At 39.0% G+C, this 20,931-nt stretch carries 19 protein-coding genes and 1 tRNA gene; 15 read left to right on the top strand and 5 right to left on the bottom strand.

What is annotated here, in order from left to right; translation table 11 throughout:
* Positions 1-227: 227 nt before the first annotated feature.
* Both iscB and TEL01S_RS00090 read left to right on the top strand, forming a co-directional pair.
* Entirely contained in the window at positions 228-1,025 is a 798-nt protein-coding gene (gene iscB / locus TEL01S_RS00095) for an RNA-guided endonuclease IscB (protein ID WP_028843595.1), read from the top strand.
* The gene (locus TEL01S_RS00090; RefSeq protein WP_012002071.1) at positions 1,025-2,029 is read left to right on the top strand and encodes a LacI family DNA-binding transcriptional regulator; all 1,005 of its coding nucleotides are present in this window, start codon (positions 1,025-1,027) and stop codon (positions 2,027-2,029) included. Before iscB ends, TEL01S_RS00090 begins: the two co-directional genes overlap by 1 nt.
* Before the next feature lie 17 nt (positions 2,030-2,046).
* Here TEL01S_RS00090 and TEL01S_RS00085 read toward each other — a convergent pair whose 3' ends face one another.
* Genes TEL01S_RS00085 through dnaK form a run of 3 tightly spaced genes read right to left on the bottom strand, consistent with a single transcriptional unit; the run spans position 2,047 to position 6,558 of the window.
* Positions 2,047-4,266 (bottom strand): ATP-dependent Clp protease ATP-binding subunit, encoded by a 2,220-nt coding sequence (locus TEL01S_RS00085; protein WP_012002070.1) that lies wholly within the window; start codon positions 4,264-4,266, stop codon positions 2,047-2,049.
* A gap of 45 nt (positions 4,267-4,311) precedes the next feature.
* Positions 4,312-4,755, bottom strand: coding sequence for an Hsp20/alpha crystallin family protein (locus TEL01S_RS00080; protein WP_012002069.1), 444 nt, complete (start codon positions 4,753-4,755; stop codon positions 4,312-4,314).
* 24 nt (positions 4,756-4,779) lie between these two features.
* A complete protein-coding gene (gene dnaK / locus TEL01S_RS00075; RefSeq protein WP_028843597.1) occupies positions 4,780-6,558 on the bottom strand; it encodes a molecular chaperone DnaK in 1,779 nt (592 codons plus the stop codon).
* Positions 6,559-6,839: 281 nt separating this feature from the next.
* On the opposite strand from dnaK, the gene TEL01S_RS00070 reads away from it, so the two are divergent.
* Genes TEL01S_RS00070 through recG form a run of 4 tightly spaced genes read left to right on the top strand, consistent with a single transcriptional unit; the run spans position 6,840 to position 10,476 of the window.
* Entirely contained in the window at positions 6,840-7,472 is a 633-nt protein-coding gene (locus TEL01S_RS00070) for an MBL fold metallo-hydrolase (protein ID WP_012002067.1), read from the top strand.
* A gap of 13 nt (positions 7,473-7,485) precedes the next feature.
* Complete coding sequence (gene hpt, locus TEL01S_RS00065) at positions 7,486-7,998, top strand: hypoxanthine phosphoribosyltransferase (protein WP_012002066.1); 513 nt, start codon at positions 7,486-7,488, stop codon at positions 7,996-7,998.
* Complete coding sequence (locus tag TEL01S_RS10985; protein WP_154654500.1) at positions 7,995-8,153, top strand: hypothetical protein; 159 nt, start codon at positions 7,995-7,997, stop codon at positions 8,151-8,153. Before hpt ends, TEL01S_RS10985 begins: the two co-directional genes overlap by 4 nt.
* Positions 8,134-10,476, top strand: coding sequence for an ATP-dependent DNA helicase RecG (gene recG / locus TEL01S_RS00060; protein WP_038051428.1), 2,343 nt, complete (start codon positions 8,134-8,136; stop codon positions 10,474-10,476). The genes TEL01S_RS10985 and recG overlap by 20 nt, the downstream gene beginning before the upstream one ends.
* Position 10,477: 1 nt before the next feature.
* Here the strand turns inward: recG and TEL01S_RS00055 are convergent.
* A tRNA-Val gene (locus TEL01S_RS00055) sits at positions 10,478-10,552 on the bottom strand.
* A gap of 75 nt (positions 10,553-10,627) precedes the next feature.
* Here TEL01S_RS00055 and TEL01S_RS00050 point away from each other — a divergent pair.
* From TEL01S_RS00050 to TEL01S_RS00010, 9 genes are all read left to right on the top strand, one after another.
* On the top strand, positions 10,628-11,638 hold the full coding sequence (locus tag TEL01S_RS00050) for a glycosyltransferase family 4 protein (RefSeq protein WP_012002064.1): 1,011 nt from the start codon (positions 10,628-10,630) through the stop codon (positions 11,636-11,638).
* Complete coding sequence (locus tag TEL01S_RS00045) at positions 11,626-12,648, top strand: lysylphosphatidylglycerol synthase transmembrane domain-containing protein (RefSeq protein WP_081706809.1); 1,023 nt, start codon at positions 11,626-11,628, stop codon at positions 12,646-12,648. The genes TEL01S_RS00050 and TEL01S_RS00045 overlap by 13 nt, the downstream gene beginning before the upstream one ends.
* A gap of 67 nt (positions 12,649-12,715) precedes the next feature.
* Positions 12,716-13,789 (top strand): tetratricopeptide repeat protein, encoded by a 1,074-nt coding sequence (locus TEL01S_RS00040; RefSeq protein WP_028843598.1) that lies wholly within the window; start codon positions 12,716-12,718, stop codon positions 13,787-13,789.
* Positions 13,774-14,496, top strand: coding sequence for a prepilin peptidase (locus TEL01S_RS00035; RefSeq protein ID WP_012002061.1), 723 nt, complete (start codon positions 13,774-13,776; stop codon positions 14,494-14,496). The genes TEL01S_RS00040 and TEL01S_RS00035 overlap by 16 nt, the downstream gene beginning before the upstream one ends.
* 61 nt (positions 14,497-14,557) lie before the next feature.
* Positions 14,558-15,019, top strand: coding sequence for a lytic transglycosylase domain-containing protein (locus tag TEL01S_RS00030; protein WP_012002060.1), 462 nt, complete (start codon positions 14,558-14,560; stop codon positions 15,017-15,019).
* A 13-nt stretch (positions 15,020-15,032) separates the two neighbouring features.
* Positions 15,033-16,547 carry an NAD(P)H-hydrate dehydratase gene (locus TEL01S_RS00025; protein ID WP_309297894.1) on the top strand — a complete coding sequence of 505 codons (1,515 nt, stop codon included), beginning with the start codon at positions 15,033-15,035 and terminating at the stop codon, positions 16,545-16,547.
* Positions 16,548-16,549: 2 nt separating this feature from the next.
* Positions 16,550-17,698 (top strand): tetratricopeptide repeat protein, encoded by a 1,149-nt coding sequence (locus TEL01S_RS00020; RefSeq protein ID WP_028843599.1) that lies wholly within the window; start codon positions 16,550-16,552, stop codon positions 17,696-17,698.
* The gene (gene trmB / locus TEL01S_RS00015; RefSeq protein WP_012002057.1) at positions 17,695-18,621 is read left to right on the top strand and encodes a tRNA (guanosine(46)-N7)-methyltransferase TrmB; all 927 of its coding nucleotides are present in this window, start codon (positions 17,695-17,697) and stop codon (positions 18,619-18,621) included. Before TEL01S_RS00020 ends, trmB begins: the two co-directional genes overlap by 4 nt.
* Positions 18,618-19,628 carry an NAD(P)H-dependent glycerol-3-phosphate dehydrogenase gene (locus TEL01S_RS00010; protein WP_012002056.1) on the top strand — a complete coding sequence of 337 codons (1,011 nt, stop codon included), beginning with the start codon at positions 18,618-18,620 and terminating at the stop codon, positions 19,626-19,628. The genes trmB and TEL01S_RS00010 overlap by 4 nt, the downstream gene beginning before the upstream one ends.
* Here the strand turns inward: TEL01S_RS00010 and dnaA are convergent.
* Positions 19,597-20,931: a chromosomal replication initiator protein DnaA gene (gene dnaA, locus TEL01S_RS00005; RefSeq protein ID WP_012002055.1), complete on the bottom strand. Its 1,335-nt coding sequence runs from the start codon at positions 20,929-20,931 to the stop codon at positions 19,597-19,599. The genes TEL01S_RS00010 and dnaA overlap by 32 nt on opposite strands.

Below are 20,931 nucleotides of genomic sequence, written 5' to 3'. Positions count from 1 at the left end.
GGGGCTTGAAAAAAGCCTGATTGACTACCCTCAGCCACATAAGTGGCTACGTTAGACAGTTACACCTTGGGATGCTGCTCAAGTTCCAGACTCTGTCGTGCAGGTCTAAACAGTCCTGAGGGGTAAGGGCAGTGATCTGCACATAACAAGCCTGTCTAACATTGGGGATGAGCACCTTACAGGGATAATCCCTGAGTTATCGTCAAAAGACAATTGGAAGTGATTGTGTGGTTTATGTAATTTCAAAAGATAGCAAACCATTAATGCCAACAAAAAGGCATAGAAAAGTAAGAAGATTATTAAAACAGGGTCTTGCAAAAGTTGTTAGAAGAGAACCATTTACAATCCAGTTGCTGTATGACACAACAACATACACACAACCTGTTATTGCTGGAATGGACACAGGTTCAAAAACAGCTGGCGTTTCAGCAATAACAGACAAACAAAAACTGTTCAGCATTGAAGTAGAACTGCGACAAGATATAAAGAAACTGCTTTTAGAGAGAAGAGAGTATAGAAGAAACAGAAGATATGGAAAAACAAGGTTTCTAAATAGAAAGAGACGAAATAATTGGTTGTCACCAAGTCTTCAATGGAAGGTTGATGCACACAACAGACTTGTTAACTTAATAACCAAGATACTGCCGATTGCAAAAGTAGAAATAGCACCGTTTGATATACACAAAATAGTCAACCCTGACGTAGAAGGCAGTCAATATCAAGAAGGTCCACAAAAAGGTTTTTTCGATGTAAGAGAATATTGTTTATGGAGAGCAGGGTATAAATCTGAATTATCTGGCAAGAAAGGTATTCATAGAAGGTTTGATAAAGTGAGGTACAAAAATCAAGTTGGTATAATTTATAGTTTGAGTTCTGGGTATTTTGATATACGTACATTGAATGGGGAAAAAATTCATTCATCAGCTAAGTATCAAGACTTAACAAAGATGCTAATGTTAGAAAGGAGGGAACAGCGCACTTTTCTTCATCTTAAAGAAGATGCAGTCTCCTGCGCTGGGTTGTGATGAAAATAACGATCAAAGATATTGCAAAAAAACTTGGTGTCAATGCATCAACTGTGTCTCGTGCTTTAAATGGTAAACCCGGTGTGAGTGCTCAACTCAGAGAAAAGATAATACAATTAGCCGAGAAGATGGGGTATCTTCCGGATCTGACAGCGATGGGATTGAAAAAAGGTCAGACTAAAATTATAGGTGTTTTGATACCAGATATTTCTAATCCTTTTTTCGCATATACTGTTCGCGGGATGGAAAAAGTCCTTCGGCCGATAGGGTATCACCTGCTTTTGTGTTCTACTAATGAAGATCCTGATCAAGAAGTGGAGAATCTTAGAACACTTGCAAGTCAGAAAGTAGAAGGCATTCTTGCTGCTCCAGTTGATTCTGGAGGTAACAGAACTATATACAAAAAAATTGCAGAATCAGGAATTCCGCTTGTTTTTTTCGACAGGATAGTACCAAATGTAGATGTGAGTTATGTCATAACAGATAATGAATCTGGCGTTAGGGAGCTTGTGACATATCTTTACAAAAGTGGACATAGAACAATTGGAATAATGACATTAAGGGCCAGATCTTTTACTGGAAAGGAAAGACTTAATGGGGTTCTGAAGGCATGTAAGGAGCTTGGAATAACTGTTCAGAATGAGTGGATTATAGACGGAGAATCAAGCGAAGAGGGAGGATATCGAGCAGCCAAGAGGTTTTTTTCTCTATGCAGAAAACCCACAGCACTTATCGTGAGCAACAATTTGATGATGCTTGGTGTTATGAAGGTCATCAAAGAAACTGGATTGAAAGTCCCGCAGGACATTTCGCTTGTTTCTTTTGATGATTCTCACTGGAATGAAATTTTTGAACCTCCAATTACCTGTGTTGCTCAGGAACCAGAACAAATGGGTCTGATAGCTGCCACTCTTTTGATCAACAATATCTTTCACGATAAAAAAACGAGCAGGACAGTTTTAAAAGCACATTTTATCGAGCGACAATCTGTTGCAAAAATATGAGGGGCAACTGCCCCTCTTTATTTAAATATTATTCCGTATTCGTCTGCATCTATTGTTATTGTTTCGTTCTCTTTGAATTGCTCTGAAATTATTTTTTCGGCAATAGGAGCTTCTATTTCGCTCTCCACAACCCTTCTGAGAGGTCTTGCACCAAGCGCAGGAAGATACCCGCGTTTGGCTATATATTCCTTTGCTTGCTCTGTAAAATATACTTTTCTTCCCTGTTCACTAAGTCTTTCAGAAATTTTTTCGAGTTGAAGTTCAACAATTTGTTTCATGTGCTCAAGTGAGAGAGGTTTGAAAACAACAGCTGCATCTATTCTGTTTACAAACTCTGGCTTGAAATGCTTTTTCATTTCTTCTTCAATCATTACTGTCAAATCATCAATGCCTTCTTCGAGGGCATCAAGTATTTGCTCACTTGCTATATTGCTTGTCATTATTATAATTGTATTCCTGAAATCTACTGTGTTACCTTTGCCGTCGGTTAATCTGCCGTCGTCAAATACCTGAAGCAGAACATTGAAAACTTCTTGATGTGCCTTTTCTATTTCATCGAGCAGAATAACACTGTATGGCCTTCTTCTGACTTGTTCGGTTAGTTGACCCCCTTCTTCGTAACCGACATATCCAGGAGGTGCACCGATTAATCGACTAACGGTGTGTTTTTCTGTGTATTCGCTCATATCAATCCTTATCAAAGCATCTTCACTTCCAAAAAGAACCTCCGCGAGAGCTTTTGCAAGTTCTGTTTTGCCAACACCTGTTGGACCAAGAAAGAGAAAGACACCATTTGGTCTTTTTGGATCTTTCAGACCGGCCCTTGATTTTCTTATTGTTTGTGCAACAATTTTTACTGCGTTATCTTGGTCTACAATTCTTTTGTGGATGAGTTGCTCAAGATTCATCAACTTTTCTCTTTCAGATTGCAACATTTTTGAGACAGGTATACCCGTCCAGAGCTCTACTACCTTGGCTATATCGTTTTCATTCACAATTTTTCCATTATCTTGAAGTCTTATTGCTGATGCAGCTTCATCTATTAAGTCTATTGCTTTATCTGGTAGAAAACGATCTGTGATATATCTTGCACCCAAACGGGCAGCTGCAACAAGCGCCTGATCAGTTATTGATACCTCATGGTGTTTTTCAAATTCTTTTTTTATACCGCGCAATATTTCAATAGTTTCTTCAACAGATGGTTCCCCCACGAAGACCGGCTGGAATCTTCGAGCCAGTGCTTTATCTTTTTCAACATATTTTCTATATTCATTAACAGTTGTTGCTCCTATTACCTGCATTTCGCCTCGAGCAAGCTCTGGTTTGAGTAAATTAGCAGCATCAACGGCGCCCTCTGCTGCACCTGCACCAACGACAGTGTGAAGTTCATCTATAAACAGTATGTACTGCCCGACATTTTTTTTAAGGGCATCTATCAATTTTTTCATTCTCTCTTCGAATTCACCTCTAAATTTGGTACCGGCAATGATCCTTCCCATATCCAATTTCAGGATTTTTTTATTTTTTAGAAAACCTGGTACATTTTCTGAGATTATTTTTTGAGCCAGTCCTTCGGCAACTGCCGTTTTCCCTACTCCAGGATCTCCTATCAAAACCGGATTATTTTTGAATTTTCTGCCAAGTATTTGTATAATTCTGAGAATCTCTTTCTCTCTTCCTATTACAGGTAGCAGTTTTCCATCCTTGGCGAGTTTTGTAAGATCTTCGGTGAATTTGAACAATACGTCGACATTCTCATCTTCGGCAGTTTTTCCACTTGTTCTCAGCTCTCTTATGGCTTCGTAAACTTTATCTGGAGTGACGCCGTGTCTGGAGAGCAATCTGTATGTCATTGAACTTGGTGATAAAATCATTCCAAGCAACAAATGATCGGTTCCTATTTTTTCATCTCCCATTCTTCTCGCTTCTTTTTTTGATTCTTCGAGCACATGCCTTGCATCGGGTGTTATATAGACCTGAGATAGAGATCCAGATGGGTTTATTAATCCTCCACGCATTCCATATCTGCTAACAAACGAAGATGTCTCATCTCTCAGGGTATCTATATTTACTCCTATTTTTTTCAAAATATCTATAGCTGCGTTGTCGCTATCCTCTAATATGGCAAGTAATATGTGCTCAGAGGACATTTGATTTTGGGAAAATCTATTTAGAATGTCTTGGACAGAAGTTAGAACTCTTTGGGCACTTTCAGTGTAATCTTTGAAATCAATCACAATTATCACCTCCTAAATTAATGGGGCGGTTGCCCGCCCCATCTTTTACTCAATTTTCACATCCACTACTTTAGCCTTTTTCTCTTCGCGTTTAGGCAGGGAGATTGTCAAGACACCGTTTTCATATTTTGCTTTGATTTTGTCTGCATCGACATAGTCAGGCAACGACAGGGTTCTTTCAAATTTCCCGTAGCATCTTTCAACGACTTTGTAGTTTCTGTTCTCCTTCTCGCGCTCGAGTTTCTTTTCGCCGGTGATTCTCAAAATACTGTCTTCGACCTTTACTTCAAAGTCTTTTTTGTCCATTCCAGGAACCTCGACTTCGACCACTACTGAGTCATCGGTTTCATAAACATCGACATCTGGTAAATACGAATAAACTGTGCTTCTGCGAGTCACTGGAGCGAAGAAGTCTTCAAAAAGCCTGTCGATTTCACGTTGAAGTTCTCTGAATGGTTTCATGAAATCCTCACGTCTTTCCAGCAACATGAAGACCCCTCCTTTCAAAAATCTTTATTGTGAACTTGATTGTTCTTTTCTAACATTTTCGTACAGATACTGACCTACCTTCATGCTCTCTTGCTGTAAATCATCGAAAAGCATCTTGACTCTTGGAATGTCATCTTTATTTATCGCATCTCGCAGATCATTGACAAGCTGTTCAAGTTTTGATTTCAAATCAGCTGGGAGCTTATCTCCATGTTCTTTCAAAGATTTGCTCACGCTGTAGGCAAGATCGTCTGCTTTATTTTTGAGTTCGACTTCTTCACGTTTTCTCTTATCTTGTTCCTCATATTTCTGAGCTTCTTCCATCATTTTCTTTATGTCTTCATCTTTTAATTTATGCCTACCTGTAACTACCATCGATTGTTCTTTGTTAGATGCAAGGTCTTTCGCAGAGACATGTACTATGCCATCGCTGTCTATGTCGAATGTTACTTCTATCTGTGGTACACCCCTTGGCGCTGGTGGAATGTCGACAAGTCTAAAGCTTCCGAGGAATATGTTGTCTCTTGCCATGGTTCTTTCACCTTGATAGACTCTTATTTCTACTTCCGTTTGATAATCTTCCGCTGTTGTGAATATCTTACTTTTTTTAACAGGTATAGTGGTATTTCTTGGGATAACAGGTTCCATAAGACCTCCCTTAACTTCGATACCAAGCGTCAGTGGCGTAACATCTACGAGAACTATGTCTTTTTCTTTTGCTTCTCCAGCAAGAATTGCTGCCTGAATAGCTGCACCTATTGCAACTGCCTCATCCGGGTTCACACCTTTGTTAGGTTCTTTACCAAAAATATCTTGTATGATCTTGTGAACCGTTGGTGAACGCGTCATACCACCGACAAGTATTACTTCATTTATGTCCTTTGGAGAAAGTTTTGCATCACTTAAGGCTTTCTCCACGGGACCTTTTGTCATTTCAAACAGATCTTTAACAAGAGATTCGTAGAGAGATCTCGTTAATCTCAATTCGAGATGTAGCGGACCTGATGCAGTAGCAGTGATGTATGGCAAACTTATGTCTGTTTCAAGCTTGCTCGAAAGCTCTATTTTTGCTTTCTCTGCGGCATCTCTTAACCTTTGAAGTGCTTGTCTGTCTTCTCTTAAATCCACACCGTGCTGTTTTTTGAATTCTTCAGCCATCCAATCGACAATTCTCTGATCAAAATCGTCTCCACCAAGATGGTTATTGCCAGATGTTGCCACTACTTGTATAACACCTTCGCCTATCTCGAGTATGGATACGTCAAATGTTCCTCCGCCGAGATCGTAAACAAGCACCTTCTCTTCTTTTTTCTTGTCAAGCCCATAAGCCAGTGCAGCAGCAGTTGGTTCGTTGATTATTCTCAGAACTTCAAAGCCTGCAATTTGCCCGGCTTCTTTTGTTGCCTGTCTCTGAGCGTCGTTGAAATAGGCCGGACAGGTTATAACTGCTTTTTTGATCTTTCCATTCAGGTATTGTTCAGCGTCTTTCTTCATCTTTTTCAAAATCAAAGCGCTGATTTCCTGCGGAGTATATTGCTTGTCGTCGATTTTTACTTTGTAATCGCTTCCCATTTTACGCTTTATGGATTTAATAGTTCGCTCTGAATTGAGTATCATCTGGCGTTTTGCTGGTTCGCCAACTATTATTTCCCCAGATTTTGTGAAGGCTACTATGGATGGAGTTATCCTTCCACCTTCAGCATTCGGGATTACTTCAATCGATCCATCCGGTTTCATCCAAGCTATTACTGAATTTGTCGTGCCTAAATCAATACCAACAACGTATTCTCTTTCGCTCATCATTTCACCTCCTAAGTACTTCCAGTATCATTATATGGGTTGAAAACCAGCTTGTCAAGGGCTATTGGCTCTATTTGGTTGTTTATAAAGTTATCTATATAAAAGCGATTAGGTTATAATAATGTATCTGTATATAAATTGTATAGCACTCGTAATTATAGACTGATACTAATGCTGGCTGGTTATAAGTGAATCCAGCGATAGTAAATGCTGTTATAATTTTGTTGAATGAATTAGTCTGAACGTAAGATTTTTTTCGATGAGAAAACCAAGGGGGTGTTGGCATGAGAATAACGTGGTTTGGGCATGCATGTTTTTTGATTGATACCGGCAAGACATTGATACTCACCGATCCTTTTGATAGTTCGGTTGGCTATAGAGTTCCAGATGTAACCGTTGATTTAATTACGGAAAGTCACCAGCATTTTGATCACAATGCCCACAGACTCATTAAAGGAAAATTTGAGATTATCAAGGATTCGGGGGACTATGAATTCAGGGACGTGAAGATCTCTGGAATAGAAACTTTTCATGATGATGAATCTGGTGCCCGGAGGGGTCGTAATATAGTTTTTGTATTTGATTTCGGTCGATTCAGAGTAGCTCACCTTGGCGATCTTGGTCACATTCCGGATGAGTCACAGATAAAACATCTAAAAGATTTAGATGTTCTGCTTTTACCGGTAGGAGGGACTTTTACCATAGGACCGAAAGAAGCAAGAAAGATTTTGGACCTGATCAAGCCGAAAATTGCGATTCCTATGCATTATAAAACAAAGTATATAAAATTTGACATAGCCCCTGTTGAGGAATTTACAAGATTGTGCGAAAATGTTAGATATACAAGTGATAATTTTATTGATTTGAGCGAGGAACTTAAAAGTTTTGATAGAATGGTTCAGGTACTGAACGTTTGAGAGGAGGCATTGTGTGTTACCAAAAATTTTGTTTGATGAAGGAGCTGTACGCAGCAGAATTTCTGAAATGGGAAGAGAGATAGAAGAGTACTACAGGGATAAAACGGATTCGCTCAGTGCTATATGCGTGCTCAAGGGCTCAGTACATTTTTTCAGTGAGTTGGTTTTGAGCATAAATATGAATATTAGCTATTCATTTGTTCATGTATCGAGCTATGCAGGTACTCAATCAACAGGAAGAATACGCGTCAAATCGTGGGTTGATGAAGATCTTGCAGGTAAGCATGTCCTTGTAGTTGAGGATATAATCGACACCGGTAATACGTTGAGGTACATACTTGCATATTTGAGGAAATACAAACCAGCAGATCTCAAAGTAGTAACTTTGATTGAGAAACAAAAGCATGATCATGGCATACCAATAGATTTTGTTGGATTCAAAGTAGGAGATCTCTTCGTAGTTGGTTATGGGCTTGATTATGAAGAAAGGTACAGAAATCTTCCCTATATAGGATATTTAGAATGAAAAAAGGTTCAATGATTATTGCTGGCTTGATATTGCTTGTGGTGGTATCTGGCATTCTCTTCTCGTTGCAGAAACTTATCGAGATGCGAATTTCTGGTTGGGTTAATCTTCAAAACTGGGAGAGCATTGTTTACGATGCACCCTATCCTCGTTGAAGAGTTTCTTGATTTTCTTGAGCAAAGTTTGCTTGAAGTGTTACATGGAAAAAAGGGTACAAACGAGCTGGTCGAGGAAGTCCAGGATCGGTATGAACTTGTTGCTGACCATGTTTTGCAAAATTCGGAGATTCTCGAGAAATTTAAGCAATTATTTGAATACATCGAACCAGTTGCCGATATGCAGCCTGAGAGAGCTATAAAAAGAGTAAAAAATTCCTTGGGAATGATTGAGCGTTTCAGAGATTGGTATCTAATCTCAAATCCAGATTGTTCGCAGATGAAACAACCGAGCTGTGAAATTAAATATGCAAAGAGAGTTGGACCAAGAAAAGAGGCCATTTTGAAGAAACTGGGAATATCAACACTTGGGGATCTGATTTTCTACTTTCCACGGGATTACGAAGATCGCAGAAAAATAATTCCGATTTCGGAGATTAGTTTCGAAGGAAAGCTCACCACAAGAGGAAAAGTGGTGAATGTTGAAACCAAGAAAATTGGTTCTATGACAATTACAGCAGCTGTACTTGCCGACGGTGTAAGTCAGCTTTTATTGAAATGGTTCAATCAGGAATACCTCCATAAAGGCCTTCAGGTTTTAAAAAATAAAACTATTTATGCAACTGGTTTGGTAAAACATTCTCAATTTGGTGGTATTGAAATGGTAAATCCAGAGATTGAACCAGAGGATGGGACACAAGTTCTTGAGATTCTTCCAATATACCCCTTAACCCATGGCATAAGCCAGAAAGAGATTAGAAGAATAGTCAGGGAGAATATTTCCTGCGTCTGTCACTACACAGATGAATTGCCCGAGGAGTTGATGAAAAAACGAAAATTGATGGATATTTCAAGGGCTCTTCTTGGCATACATTTTCCAAAGAGTAACTATCACCTTAAGAAATCGATCGAGAGATTAGCATATGAAGAATTATTTTTAATGCAGTTTGCCCTTTTACTTTCTCGAAAATCTTTTGAAGAAATTGGTGGACTGCCAAAGAAGATCCCTGGTAAGCTTGCGGAAGAGTTTTTGAGAAAATTGCCTTTTAAGTTGACAGACTCTCAGAAAGAGGCACACAGGCAAATAAGAGCGGATTTGATGTCAAATAAACCGATGAGTAGATTGCTACAGGGTGATGTTGGCTGTGGCAAAACAGTTGTTGCACAGCTTGCTATTGTTGATAATTTTGAAGCAGGTTTTCAATCGGCAGTGATGGCACCGACTTCAATTCTTGCAATGCAGCATTACAGAAGAATGTCACCTGCTTTTGAAGAAATGGGTATCAGAACAGCTCTTCTTTTGGGTGAAACCAGCTCAAGAGAAAAAGAAAAGATAAAGCGCATGCTTTCTGACGGAGAAATATCGGTTGTTATAGGTACACACACGTTGATTCAGGAGGATGTCAGCTTTTCCAATCTTGGACTTGTAATAATAGATGAACAGCACAGATTTGGCGTAAAGCAGAGAGAAGCACTTGTAAGTAAAGGAAAAGCGCTTGACACACTTGTTATGACTGCTACTCCTATTCCAAGAACCCTGGCATTAACGATATATGGGGACCTGGATATAACAGTTATTGATGAAATGCCCCCGGGTAGAAAAGATGTGAAAACTATGCTTGTCTCCGTTTCAAAATTAGAACAGGTGTATGAATTTGTGAAGAAAGAAATAGCAGAGGGAGGACAGGTTTTTATCGTTTATCCACTTATAGAAGAATCCGACAAAATTCAAGCAAAAGCAGCCATTCGAATGCATGAATATCTGTCAAAAAAGATTTTTGGGGAATTCAGAGTCGGATTGTTGCATGGAAAAATGAGTCAGCAAGAAAAAGATAAAATAATGGAGAGGTTTGCCACGGGAGAGTTCGATATTCTGATTTCAACAACTGTAATAGAGGTGGGTATAGATGTGCCAAGAGCAACGGTGATGATTATAGAAAATCCAGAACGTTTTGGACTGGCACAGCTTCATCAGCTTCGGGGAAGGATAGGTCGTGGAGATAAACAGGGTTACTGTTTTCTGGTTGTTGGAAATGTTGATGATGATGCTCTGGAAAGACTCAGGTATTTTTCTATGACTAAAAACGGGTTCGAGGTAGCAGAATATGATATGAAACTTCGAGGTCCTGGAGAAATTCTCGGATTAAAGCAGCATGGATTGCCGGAATTAAAGATAGCTGATTTGATAAGGGACAGAGAACTTCTTTTCAGAGCAAGAAATGATGCTGAGGAAATAGTGAGAAAAAAAGAACAATACCCGGATATAGTTAAGAAGGTGAAAACAATCTATGGGGAAAGGCTGAAACTTGTAAAAATAGCCTGACTGGTGGGTGCGGCAGGAATCGAACCTGCGGCCTCTTCCTCGTGAGGGAAGCGCTCTCCCTCTGAGCTACGCACCCATGCATGGTAAAATTCTATCACCCGAGGAGTTTTTTTTCAAGACTTGCTCCAGATTGATTTGGGGGCGATTTAGTGTGAGAATTCTGTTGTATGCCGAAGCTGCAAGGTTAATATCTAAATCTGGTATAGGGACAGCATATAAACAACAAATAGAAGCACTTAAGAGGGCAGGAGTTGACTATACCTGCGATTGGGAAGATATATATGATATTGCCCACGTAAATACGGTTGGACCCAGCTCCAGAATGGTTGTTGAGCACTGTAAAAAAAAGAATATACCGGTTATATGGCATGTTCATACAACTGCTGAGGATATCCGAAATAGTTTTATTTTCAGCAATTTTTATGCTCGGATTTCTCAAAAATGGTTGAAAAAGCTTTATTCAAAGGCAGATTATTTGATTTTCCCAACTAAGTATACAGAATCGATCATCAGGGGTTATGGTATACAAATCCCCGGGACAGTTTTATCCAATGGAATTGACACAGAAATATTTAAGAAAAATGATGAAAAAGCCAAACAATTCCTGAAAAAATTTGGTTTGAGCAAACCCATCGTCCTCTCTGTTGGCTTTCCATTTAAAAGAAAAGGCATACACGATTTTGTGGCCGTTGCTCGTAAAATGAGAAATTACACCTTTGTATGGCTCGGAGCGAAAATAACAAGTGTTCTTCCAAGAGATGTTCGTGAAATGATTAAAAATCCCCCACAAAATGTCATTTTTCCTGGTTTCTTGGATCGCGAAGAACTTGTTGGCGCGTATTCTGCGGCAGATGTTTTTTTCTTTCCAACTTACGAGGAAAACGAAGGAATTGTGGTCCTTGAAGCGCTCTCCTGTGAATGCCCTGTTGTCGTTAGAGATATTCCCGTGTACCGAGATTGGTTAGAAAACGGTGTTAACTGTTTAAAAGGAAACTCGAACGATGATTTCGAGGCACTTATAGAAAAATTAATTGTGGATAAGAATCTCTCGGACAAACTTTCTCGGGAAGGCAGAAAGGTGGCTTTTGAAAGAGACTTGTCGAATATTGGGAGAGCCTTGAGAGAAATTTATGAAAATATCTTAGGGCGGTGCACAAGTTGAAGAACACATTATCAAAATCCCTTATTATACTTGTTATCAGCTTTATTATAGTAATATTCATCGCAGGTTTCACGGATCTATCCTCAACTGTGAGGGCTTTGAAGAGAGTATCTATAGGGTGGTTAACGATCGGTGGGTTTTTAATGATATGCGATTGGTTTCTGGAAACGATAACAGTTAAGATTTTTGCTATCTCTTATAAGACAAAAATAAGTATGACTTATCTATTTAAATCTACACTCATTGGCAGCTTCTTCTCAGCAATTACACCTTTTTCCACAGGGGGACAGCCTGCCCAGATAGCCTTTATGAACAAAAGAGGTGTTGAGTACGGAGAAGCTACCGCCCTGTATGTTTCAAGATTTATAGTTTATCAACTGGTAGCAACCGGTATGGGAATTTTTGGTGTTTATGCTGCATATGACATTCTCCAAAAAAACATAACCAGATTTGCCTGGTTTGCATTCGCTGGTTTTGCCCTAAATGGAGCTGTGTTGATGTTTTTATTGATTTTTTCCATCAATAGAAACCTTGCTATATGGCTCGTTAAGACATTGATAAAACCCCTGGCTTTTTTAAGATTAATAAAACATCAACAAGCAGTTGTTGAGAAAACAATAGCACAAACAGAGCTTTTCAACAAATACATGCTCAGATCTATGGGCAGTCCTTTTCTCCTTATCTTCTCTATTTTTACAACGCTGTGTCAGATGACAGCAAGAGTTTCTATAACTTATTTTGTTGCCCGGTCTGTAGGTGTCAATTGTTCGTATTTAGAAACAGTTTTGTTTCAGCTTGTGCTATTTCTGGTGATCTCACTGATGCCAACACCTGGTGCAATGGGCGTTTCAGAAAGTGGATATGTTCTGTTTTTCAAATTTCTTTTTGGCCCTGAAACTGTCGCTACATTGTTACTGTGGAGATTTTTAACGTATTACGTGAATATAATAATTGGAGGTTTGATTACGGCTCATGAAATGAGGAATATGAGCAAGTTTTATGTAAAGTGACACATTTTAAAAAATCAGGGTATAATGTAAAATGATGATGAAGTAAATATTGCAGGGGAGTGGTACAGTGGAAAGGGTGATTATCTTGGAAATACAGCAAAAGCAGATTGAGATTACAACTGACACACCTTTTGTAATTATGCTCAGGGATTTAATGTACGAAGGAGACTGGGAATTCATGAAACAGGATTTTGTTAATAAGGAGTGGATTGCGAAGGAGATCGAGAATTGTGAATATATCGAAAATAATGTAACTTTGCTGAATGAAGTGGTTTATGACCCGGTTTGTTTCGAAGAACTGGTTGAATGGCTTGAAAAAAAGAAAATATCTCCGAGAAATTTTATTCATGCAACTATGAACGGTTTGTATGATCTTGCGCTTGATTATGCGGATAAGGATCTTCATGAAGTATCATTCAAGGTTATAAAGTATATTCTTGAGATAGATAAAAATTACGCACCAGCTTATGAACTTCTTGGATCTTTGATGCTCGAAAGAGGCGATTTTGAGCAGGGAATAAGATATCTTGACAAAGCTATAGAGATTGATCCGTGGCTTGTAGAGGCTTATTCTTCTCTCGGCGAGGCTTACTACAACCTTGGTGAATATGCGAGAGCAGCTTCTTACTGGGAAAAAGAGATAGAGTATGCACCGGATAACAAATTCACTTATTTCATGCTCGCTGAAGCATACAGAAAGATGGGTGCACATAGCAGAGTGTGCGAGGTACTGGAAAGATTTTTGAAGATAGATTCAAACAGCGTTCTTGGTATGTTTGAGCTCTCAGAAGCTTATAAAAAAGTTGGGAAGTTAGATAAAGCAACCGAGATGGAGCAGAGAATTTTAAAGACCAGGCCAGTTTACATGAGTGATGTGGAAGTCTGGAGCAGAATTCAGTTAAAACATGGGAATTATGCGACAGTTGAAGAAGTTGTTACACAGATGCTTGGTGATTCAAAAACAAAAACACATTTAAAATTGCTGCTGTTCCTGGCGTATTTAAAACAGGGGAAAAAAGATCAGGCAAAGCAGATTATTCAGGAAATGAAAGACCAGAACATATGGTATTTGTATGGGAAAAAAGAGCTGTTTTCTGAGTTTCTGACCGAGGAGGAGATGCGCTCTTGTGGCATTTCCTGAGTTTTGTGTTTGGGGTCATTATTGGAAGTTTCCTGAACGCAGTAATTTACAGATTGCCGCGTGAAAATTTGAGTTTGGTGAAACCTGCCTATTCCATATGCCCTTTATGTGGTAAAAAAATTCGATGGTACGACAACATTCCTTTAATAAGTTATATCTTACTTGGCGGAAGATGCAGAAATTGTGGCGGAAGGATAAGTTTGAGATATCCTGCAGTCGAGCTTTGCAATGGCGTTGGTTATCTTGTCAATTTTATTTTCTGTTCTAATTTCTTGGAATTTATTGCTCTTTCAATAATTTTATCGTCTGTAATAGTTCTATCGCTTATCGATTTGCAATTTATGTTAATCCCAGATATAACTCTTTTATTAATAGGTGCTGGTAGTTTCGTTTTATGGATTGTAAGAGGTGCTGAATTATTGAATCTGGTAGCTGTTGGTCTTGTAACAGTTCTTTTGATAGTTCTGAGCCTTTTGTATAAAGGTGGAATGGGAAGCGGTGATATCTTATTGATGGCTGCGATGAGCCTGTCACTTGGAATAACTGGTTCACTCTACAGCCTGGTCTTTGCCTCTTTATCTGGCATAATATATGCTCTAATAAGAGATAAAGGAAAACTTATCGCAAAAAAGAGAATCCCTTTTGGAACGTTCCTGGCTCCGACTGGATATATAATTCTTGTGATTCAAAAATTTCTGTCAGTGTAATTTTGTGTTAAGGAGGTGCTAACGGCGTTCATGATAATTTGCTTTTGAACGCTCTTTATTTGTGAAACTGATCTGCCTGACTTTGTTTTTGATAATTATTGTGCTTTTCTATTGGCAATTTCCCGTGAAGTATTATTCAGTTGTCAGAGAGAACAGCAAACCTTTGGACCCTCTTTTAATAATGGCTTTGATCAAAGTTGAGAGCAATTTCAGGGAGAACGCAATTTCTCCGGCAGGTGCAATAGGTTTGATGCAAGTCATGCCCAGGACGGCTGACTGGATGAAGGAAAAGTTCAATTTGATTGATAGCAATGTCAATCATCCTGTTGACAATATTGTCTTAGGTACAACTTATTTGAAATATTTAATGCAGCTGTATGATGAAAATATAGATCTTGCACTGATGGCTTACAACGTTGGACCATCACAGCTGGAAACCCGTAAAACGTTGGCGGAGAAGTATTTGTATAGAATAAAATTGTATTATAAAATCTATAAAGTACTTTATTTCTGGATGGGGTGATTTTTTGAAAATAGTGACGTCACAGCAGATGAAAGAGATTGATAGATTAGCTGCTGAGCAATTTTTTATTCCTTCTTCTATTCTCATGGAGCGAGCAGGTCTTTCAGTTGTGCTCTCAATAGAACAGGTTTTCAAAAATTTGTCAGATCTGTCGTTTCTTGTTTTGTGCGGACCTGGAAATAATGGCGGAGACGGCTTTGTTGCAGCAAGAGATTTGCTTGACTATACAGATTATGTGACGATCGTTTTTGCAGGTGATGAGAAAAAATTGTCTGTCGAGGCTGGAGAAAATTTCAAAAGGTTGAAAAGTGTTGGTGGAGATATCAGGGTACTTGGAGTTGATGTAACACTCGATGATGTTGCTGATATCATGAAAAAGTGTGATATTGTGATTGATGCACTTCTTGGGATAGGTATTAAAGGTGAGGTCCGCGGTCAGATAGCAGAATTGATCAAGTTGATTAACTTATATTCAAATTACGTAGTTTCTATAGATATTCCGTCCGGATTGGATTCGGATACAGGTAAAATACTGGGAATAGCTGTAAAAGCTGATTTAACTGTGACTTTTGGTTTACCAAAACCATGTCATCTTTTGTATCCTGGCAGAGAACTTTGTGGACAGCTCAAGGTGGCAAGCATAGGTATACCGAGAGTGCTAAGAGAATCAAAACAGTTTACAAGGCAAATAATAACCAAGCAGCTTGTTTCCCGATTGATACCAGAGAGATTTCCTGATTCCCATAAAGGAAGTTATGGAAAATTGCTTGTTATAGCAGGATCTGCTGAATATCCGGGCGCAGCCGTTTTGACATCTTTGTCGGCCCTGCGGGTTGGTTGCGGATATGTTCATCTTCTAACATGCTCTCCCGCAAATGAGGTAGCAATACAGAGAGAGCCTGGATTGGTGGCAACAGTGGTTGATAAAAAACACTTTTGTGAGCAAGATGTAGCAATTGCTCTGGAGCTATCAAATAATGCAGATGCAGTAGTTATAGGTCCAGGTATTACTTGCAATGATGGTGTGAGAAAGTTCTTAAGTGAATTTTTGGAAAATTTGAAGGTTCCGGTTGTCATAGATGCAGATGGATTGAATTGTCTGGCAAGGGATCTAAATATTCTGGAAAAAATTCAGGTTCCGGCTGTTCTAACACCTCATCCTGCAGAATTTGCACGTTTGACTGGTGAAGATTTATCAGATGTAAAGTACAATTATCTTTTAACAGAAGAGTTTTCGAAAAAATATAATCTGGTGGTTGTTTTGAAAAGTGCAACCACGATAATAAGCACACCAAATGAAACTTTTTTCAATTTGACGGGAAATACCTCTCTTTCAAAAGCGGGTAGTGGAGACATACTTGCAGGTATGATAGGCGGTTTTGCTGCTCAAGGATTAAACCAAAAAGATGCATCCATTTGCAGCGTTTATCTACACGGTCTTGCTTCGGAACATTATAGACACAGGGAAGGATCGATGTTAGTAAGCGAACTTCTGGATTTGATACCAGTTGCGATGGAGGAGGTGTGAGTGTGAACGATGCAGTCGAGAGGGTGGTAAGGGATTTGATAAAAGAAAATATGCTCTCGAGGGCAAGGGCTGTTTTAAGTTTGTTTCAGGACGATTATCCTCATTTGTTGCTTGAGTTAGAGGCTGCTTCTGGAAATTGGAAGACAGTGCTGAAGGTGTACGAAAATTTGTCGGAGGAAAGAAAAGATGAATACAGCACTCTTTACAAAACGGCTCACGAAAGAGTCAAAACAGATTATTCCCAGGATGTTAAGGAAGCTTTTGAAGAGGCCAACAAGAACAATTTTGAAGGGGCTATGGCTATTTTAGAGTCTGTTTCAAAAACGTATCCGGAATTAGTCGAAGCTGTAGCTTTAAAACTTGAACTCGCGAGGAGGAAAGGTGACAAAGCCAGGGCAAAAATCTTTGAAAATGTTCTAAAAAAACTTGATGCTTCTCATCCTTTGCTTATTGCGAAATCTGGCGGGGCTTCTAATTTTGTAAAAATGGATCTGATTGTATTGATAGCGATACTCTTCACATTGGCAATTTCTCTCGCTGGTATATTCCAAAGCATGGCTCAATCTAGCAAAATTGATGTTGTTGAATCTGAAATGCAAGAACTTAGAACACACGTGAAAGAACTCGATTTGTCTCTCAGGAGAATCAACGAGTCATTTTCAAATTTTGAGATTTCCACACTGAGTGAAAAAGTGGAGCAGACATCTAACGAGCTGTCGCAGTCTATCGATAAAATTCTACTGGCAATTGAATCAATAAAAGAAGGCGAGTCGCAGGAACTGGGATCTTTGAAGGAAGAAATAATAAAGCTTTTGGGTGAAGCAAGGTCAAAACCGATTTCTCTGGAATTGTCTGAGAATTTAAGTATTGATTTGGTAAGATCACTCTGGCTGTTTGGTTACCAGCTGTATAGGTCTGGTTATTATCAAGATGCGTACAATGTTTTGGAGAATGTGTCTAATATTTTGAAAGACACCAGCATATATTTTAAAGATGATGCTTTTTATTTCATGGCATTGAGTAGTTACGAGGTGGGCAATATAGTAATGGCAAGCCAATTGTTCAGCAAATTTATTACCTTGTATCCTGATAGTGAATATGTGCCCCATGCAAAATATTTTCTTGAAAGGATGTCAGGAGCTGGGAAATGAGCGAATTTTTGAGATATGATTTGGATCTTCGTCATTACGCAGCACCGATAGATTGGAAAAAGATCTTTGGCAACAATAAGGAACTCGCTGTGGAAATAGGTTTTGGCAATGGCGAGTTCCTTGTTTCTATGGCAAAAGAGAAGAGCTGGTGCAATTTTATTGGATTTGAAACGTCCCTTATTTCGCTCGTAAAGATACAAAAAAAGCTGTATTCTGAATCGATAGAGAATGTGAAAGTATCACGCATAGATGGAAAATTTGCCCTGAGAGAATTTTTTTCCGACAACAGCGTTTGGGAAGTATACATCAATTTTCCATGTCCCTGGCCAAAGAAGTCTCATCAAGGGAAAAGGTTCACAGATCAAGGATTTACAGAAACACTCGCGGCCGTTTTGAAAGCGGATGGTAATTTTCAGTTGATCAGCGATGTTAAATGGTATGTGGAACACATGAAGGCATTTCTTTTGAAAACAGGATGTTTTGAAATTATCGAATTTGGCAAAAGTGATAAAACGATTGTGGGTACGAGGTATGAAAAAAAGTGGATTTCTCAGGGTAAGGATATCTACATTTTGCGGGCTAAGAAAATCAATCACATTACTGTTGAGAGATGGACCTGGGGAGGTTTTGAGATGCCTCATGTTCATATAGAGAATGTGAATAGAGAAAAAATTCTTGGATTAAAGGATACCATTTTCAAGCATTTAAAAGGGGTTTTTGTGGTTAAATCAGTGTATTACTCACAGGACGAATACCTGCTTAGAATTGTTTCAAATGAAGGAGGTTTTCAGCAGAGATATTTTATCAGTGTAGAGAAAGTTCATGATAGATGGCTCGTTAAACTCGATACAGATGCATCTGCATACCGAACACCCGTTGTAAAATTTTCGGTGCGCAAAATAGCAGAGGTGATAGGATTTTGAAGTTTTCCATTCTTGGTGCTGGAAGTTGGGGAACAGCTTTTGCAAAGCTTTTGGTTGAGAACGGTCACGAAGTTTTAATTTGGGCAAGAAGAGAAGAATTGGCAGACAAGATAAACAAATATCATGCAAACGACGATTATTTACCGAACGTGAGACTTCCAGAGACTCTAATTGCTTCATCTGATATTTCCAGTGCGGTTCATTTTTCAGATAATCTGGTAATAGCTGTGCCAACCAAATACGTTGATGAAACTATGGCAAAAATTGAGAGAAAACCGGCAGTTATTGTGAATCTCTCAAAAGGTATCGACGAGAAATTGAGAACAATAAGTTCTATCGTTAAATCGCGATGGAGAGACGCTGATTATTTAGTTCTTTCTGGCCCGTGCCATGCTGTGGAAGTTGCAAAGAGATTGCCCACCAGCGTTGTTATCGCTGGTCCAAACAGCATTACCGAAGCATTTCAACAGGCCTTCAGCAATGATTATTTCAGAGTTTATGTAAATGATGATGTTCTTGGCGTCGAAATATCTGGAGCGGTTAAAAACGTAATAGCCATAGCAGCAGGAATATTAGATGGTCTTGGTCAATGGCACAATGCAAAAGCGGCTTTGATAACGCGAGGTTTACAGGAAATAGCAAGATTTGGATTATCCCTCGGCGCAAGGAGCCCCCTTACTTTTATGGGGCTTGCCGGCATGGGTGATTTGATTGTTACCTGTACAAGCCCTTATAGCAGGAACAGATATGTAGGAGAAATGATAGGTAAAGGTATGGCACTAAAAGATATTCTTTCTCAGATGAAAATGGTTGCTGAGGGTGTCTATACGGTAGGGCCTTTATTGAGAATGGCTGATTCTTTACACATAGATATGCCCATATGCAGGCAGGTTTATGACGTACTTTTTAGAAAAAAAGATCCCTATCAGGCTATATCTGAATTGATGAGCAGACCACTGAAGATGGAAATAGATCTTACACAGATTGGTCCAGAATCTGACCTGTGACACATCTTGCCAGCCTATCTATCTGGGATTTTATAACCATGTTCCCACTATTGGTTAATTCCTCCAGTTTTTGTATTGTGTGTGAGACAGTAGGATGTGATCTTTTAAACATGTCAGCTACTTTTCTTAAAGAGAACCCCATGTAATTTCTGGCGACATACATGCCAATCTGCCTTGCAAGAGCCACTTCCTTTTTTCTGCTCTTACTGAGGATTTCTTCCTGAGAGACGCCAAAAATTTCGCAGATTGAGTTCATCAGTTTTTCCTCTGGTAGGGATTTGTTGTGATACGAATTTTGTATTGCTAGCAGCTCAAAGGCTTTTTGCAGGTCAACTTTCTCACCGGATATCTGTTGATACATTATAAGTTTTACAAGAGCGCCACGGAGCCTTCTAAGATTATCCGAGAAGTTTTTCGATATTAATTTCAAAATATCTTCCTGAAGCTCTGCATTCTCCAGCTGTGCCATTTTTTGGGCTATTTTAAAACAAGTTTCTTCATCAGGCTTTTCTATTTTTGTTACCACGCCCATTTGAAATCTCGACACCAGCCTGTCTTGGAATTTTTCGAGTTGCTGGGGATCTCTGTCAGAACACACAACTATTTGCTTACCTTCGTTGTAAAGTTCATTGAATGTGTGGAAAAGCTCTGTTTGAATGCCAGTTTTTCCTATCAGAAACTGTACATCGTCAAGTAATAACACGTCTATTTTGTTCCTGAATTTATCTCTGAATTCTTGAACTCTGTTCTTTTTTATTGAGTCAACCAGTTCATTCAAAAATCTTTCACTGGTTAGATAAATTACTCTCATATCTGGCTCGTGCTTGAATAAATAATGCCCTATGGCTTGCAATAGGTGCGTTTTCCCAAGCCCAACACCACCATGAAGGAACAGAGGGTTATATTTACCAGGATTTTTAGCAACCTCGAGGCATGTGCTGTATGCAAACATATTGTTTGGACCAACGACAAAGTTTTCGAAAGTTAAAATTGGGTTCAAAGGTGTCAAGATCAAAGGACGTTTTTTAACGAGTGGCTCATCTTCATTGGAATCTAATTTTTCCTCTGTCTTTGCTGAGGCGTGTTCTATTCGAAAATCCATCGGCTTTCCAAACAACTCTCGCAAGGTTTTAGATATCAGGGAGCCGTATTTTTTCTCGAGCCACTCTCTGATGAAAAGATTTCCAACCTGAAAAACTACATAGTCTGGACCAATTTCTTTCACATCAAAGGTTCCAAACCAGCTTTCCCACACCCGGCGGTTAAGTTTTGATTTTAAAGATTCTATTATCTCGCTTTTCAT

Origin of the sequence: Pseudothermotoga elfii DSM 9442 = NBRC 107921 (assembly GCF_000504085.1) — a bacterium.
In the GTDB taxonomy this organism is placed as follows: Bacteria; Thermotogota; Thermotogae; order Thermotogales; family DSM-5069; genus Pseudothermotoga_B; species Pseudothermotoga_B elfii.
The sequence above is the reverse complement of the archived record's forward strand: the minus strand, read 5'-3'. Positions and strand labels throughout refer to the sequence as shown.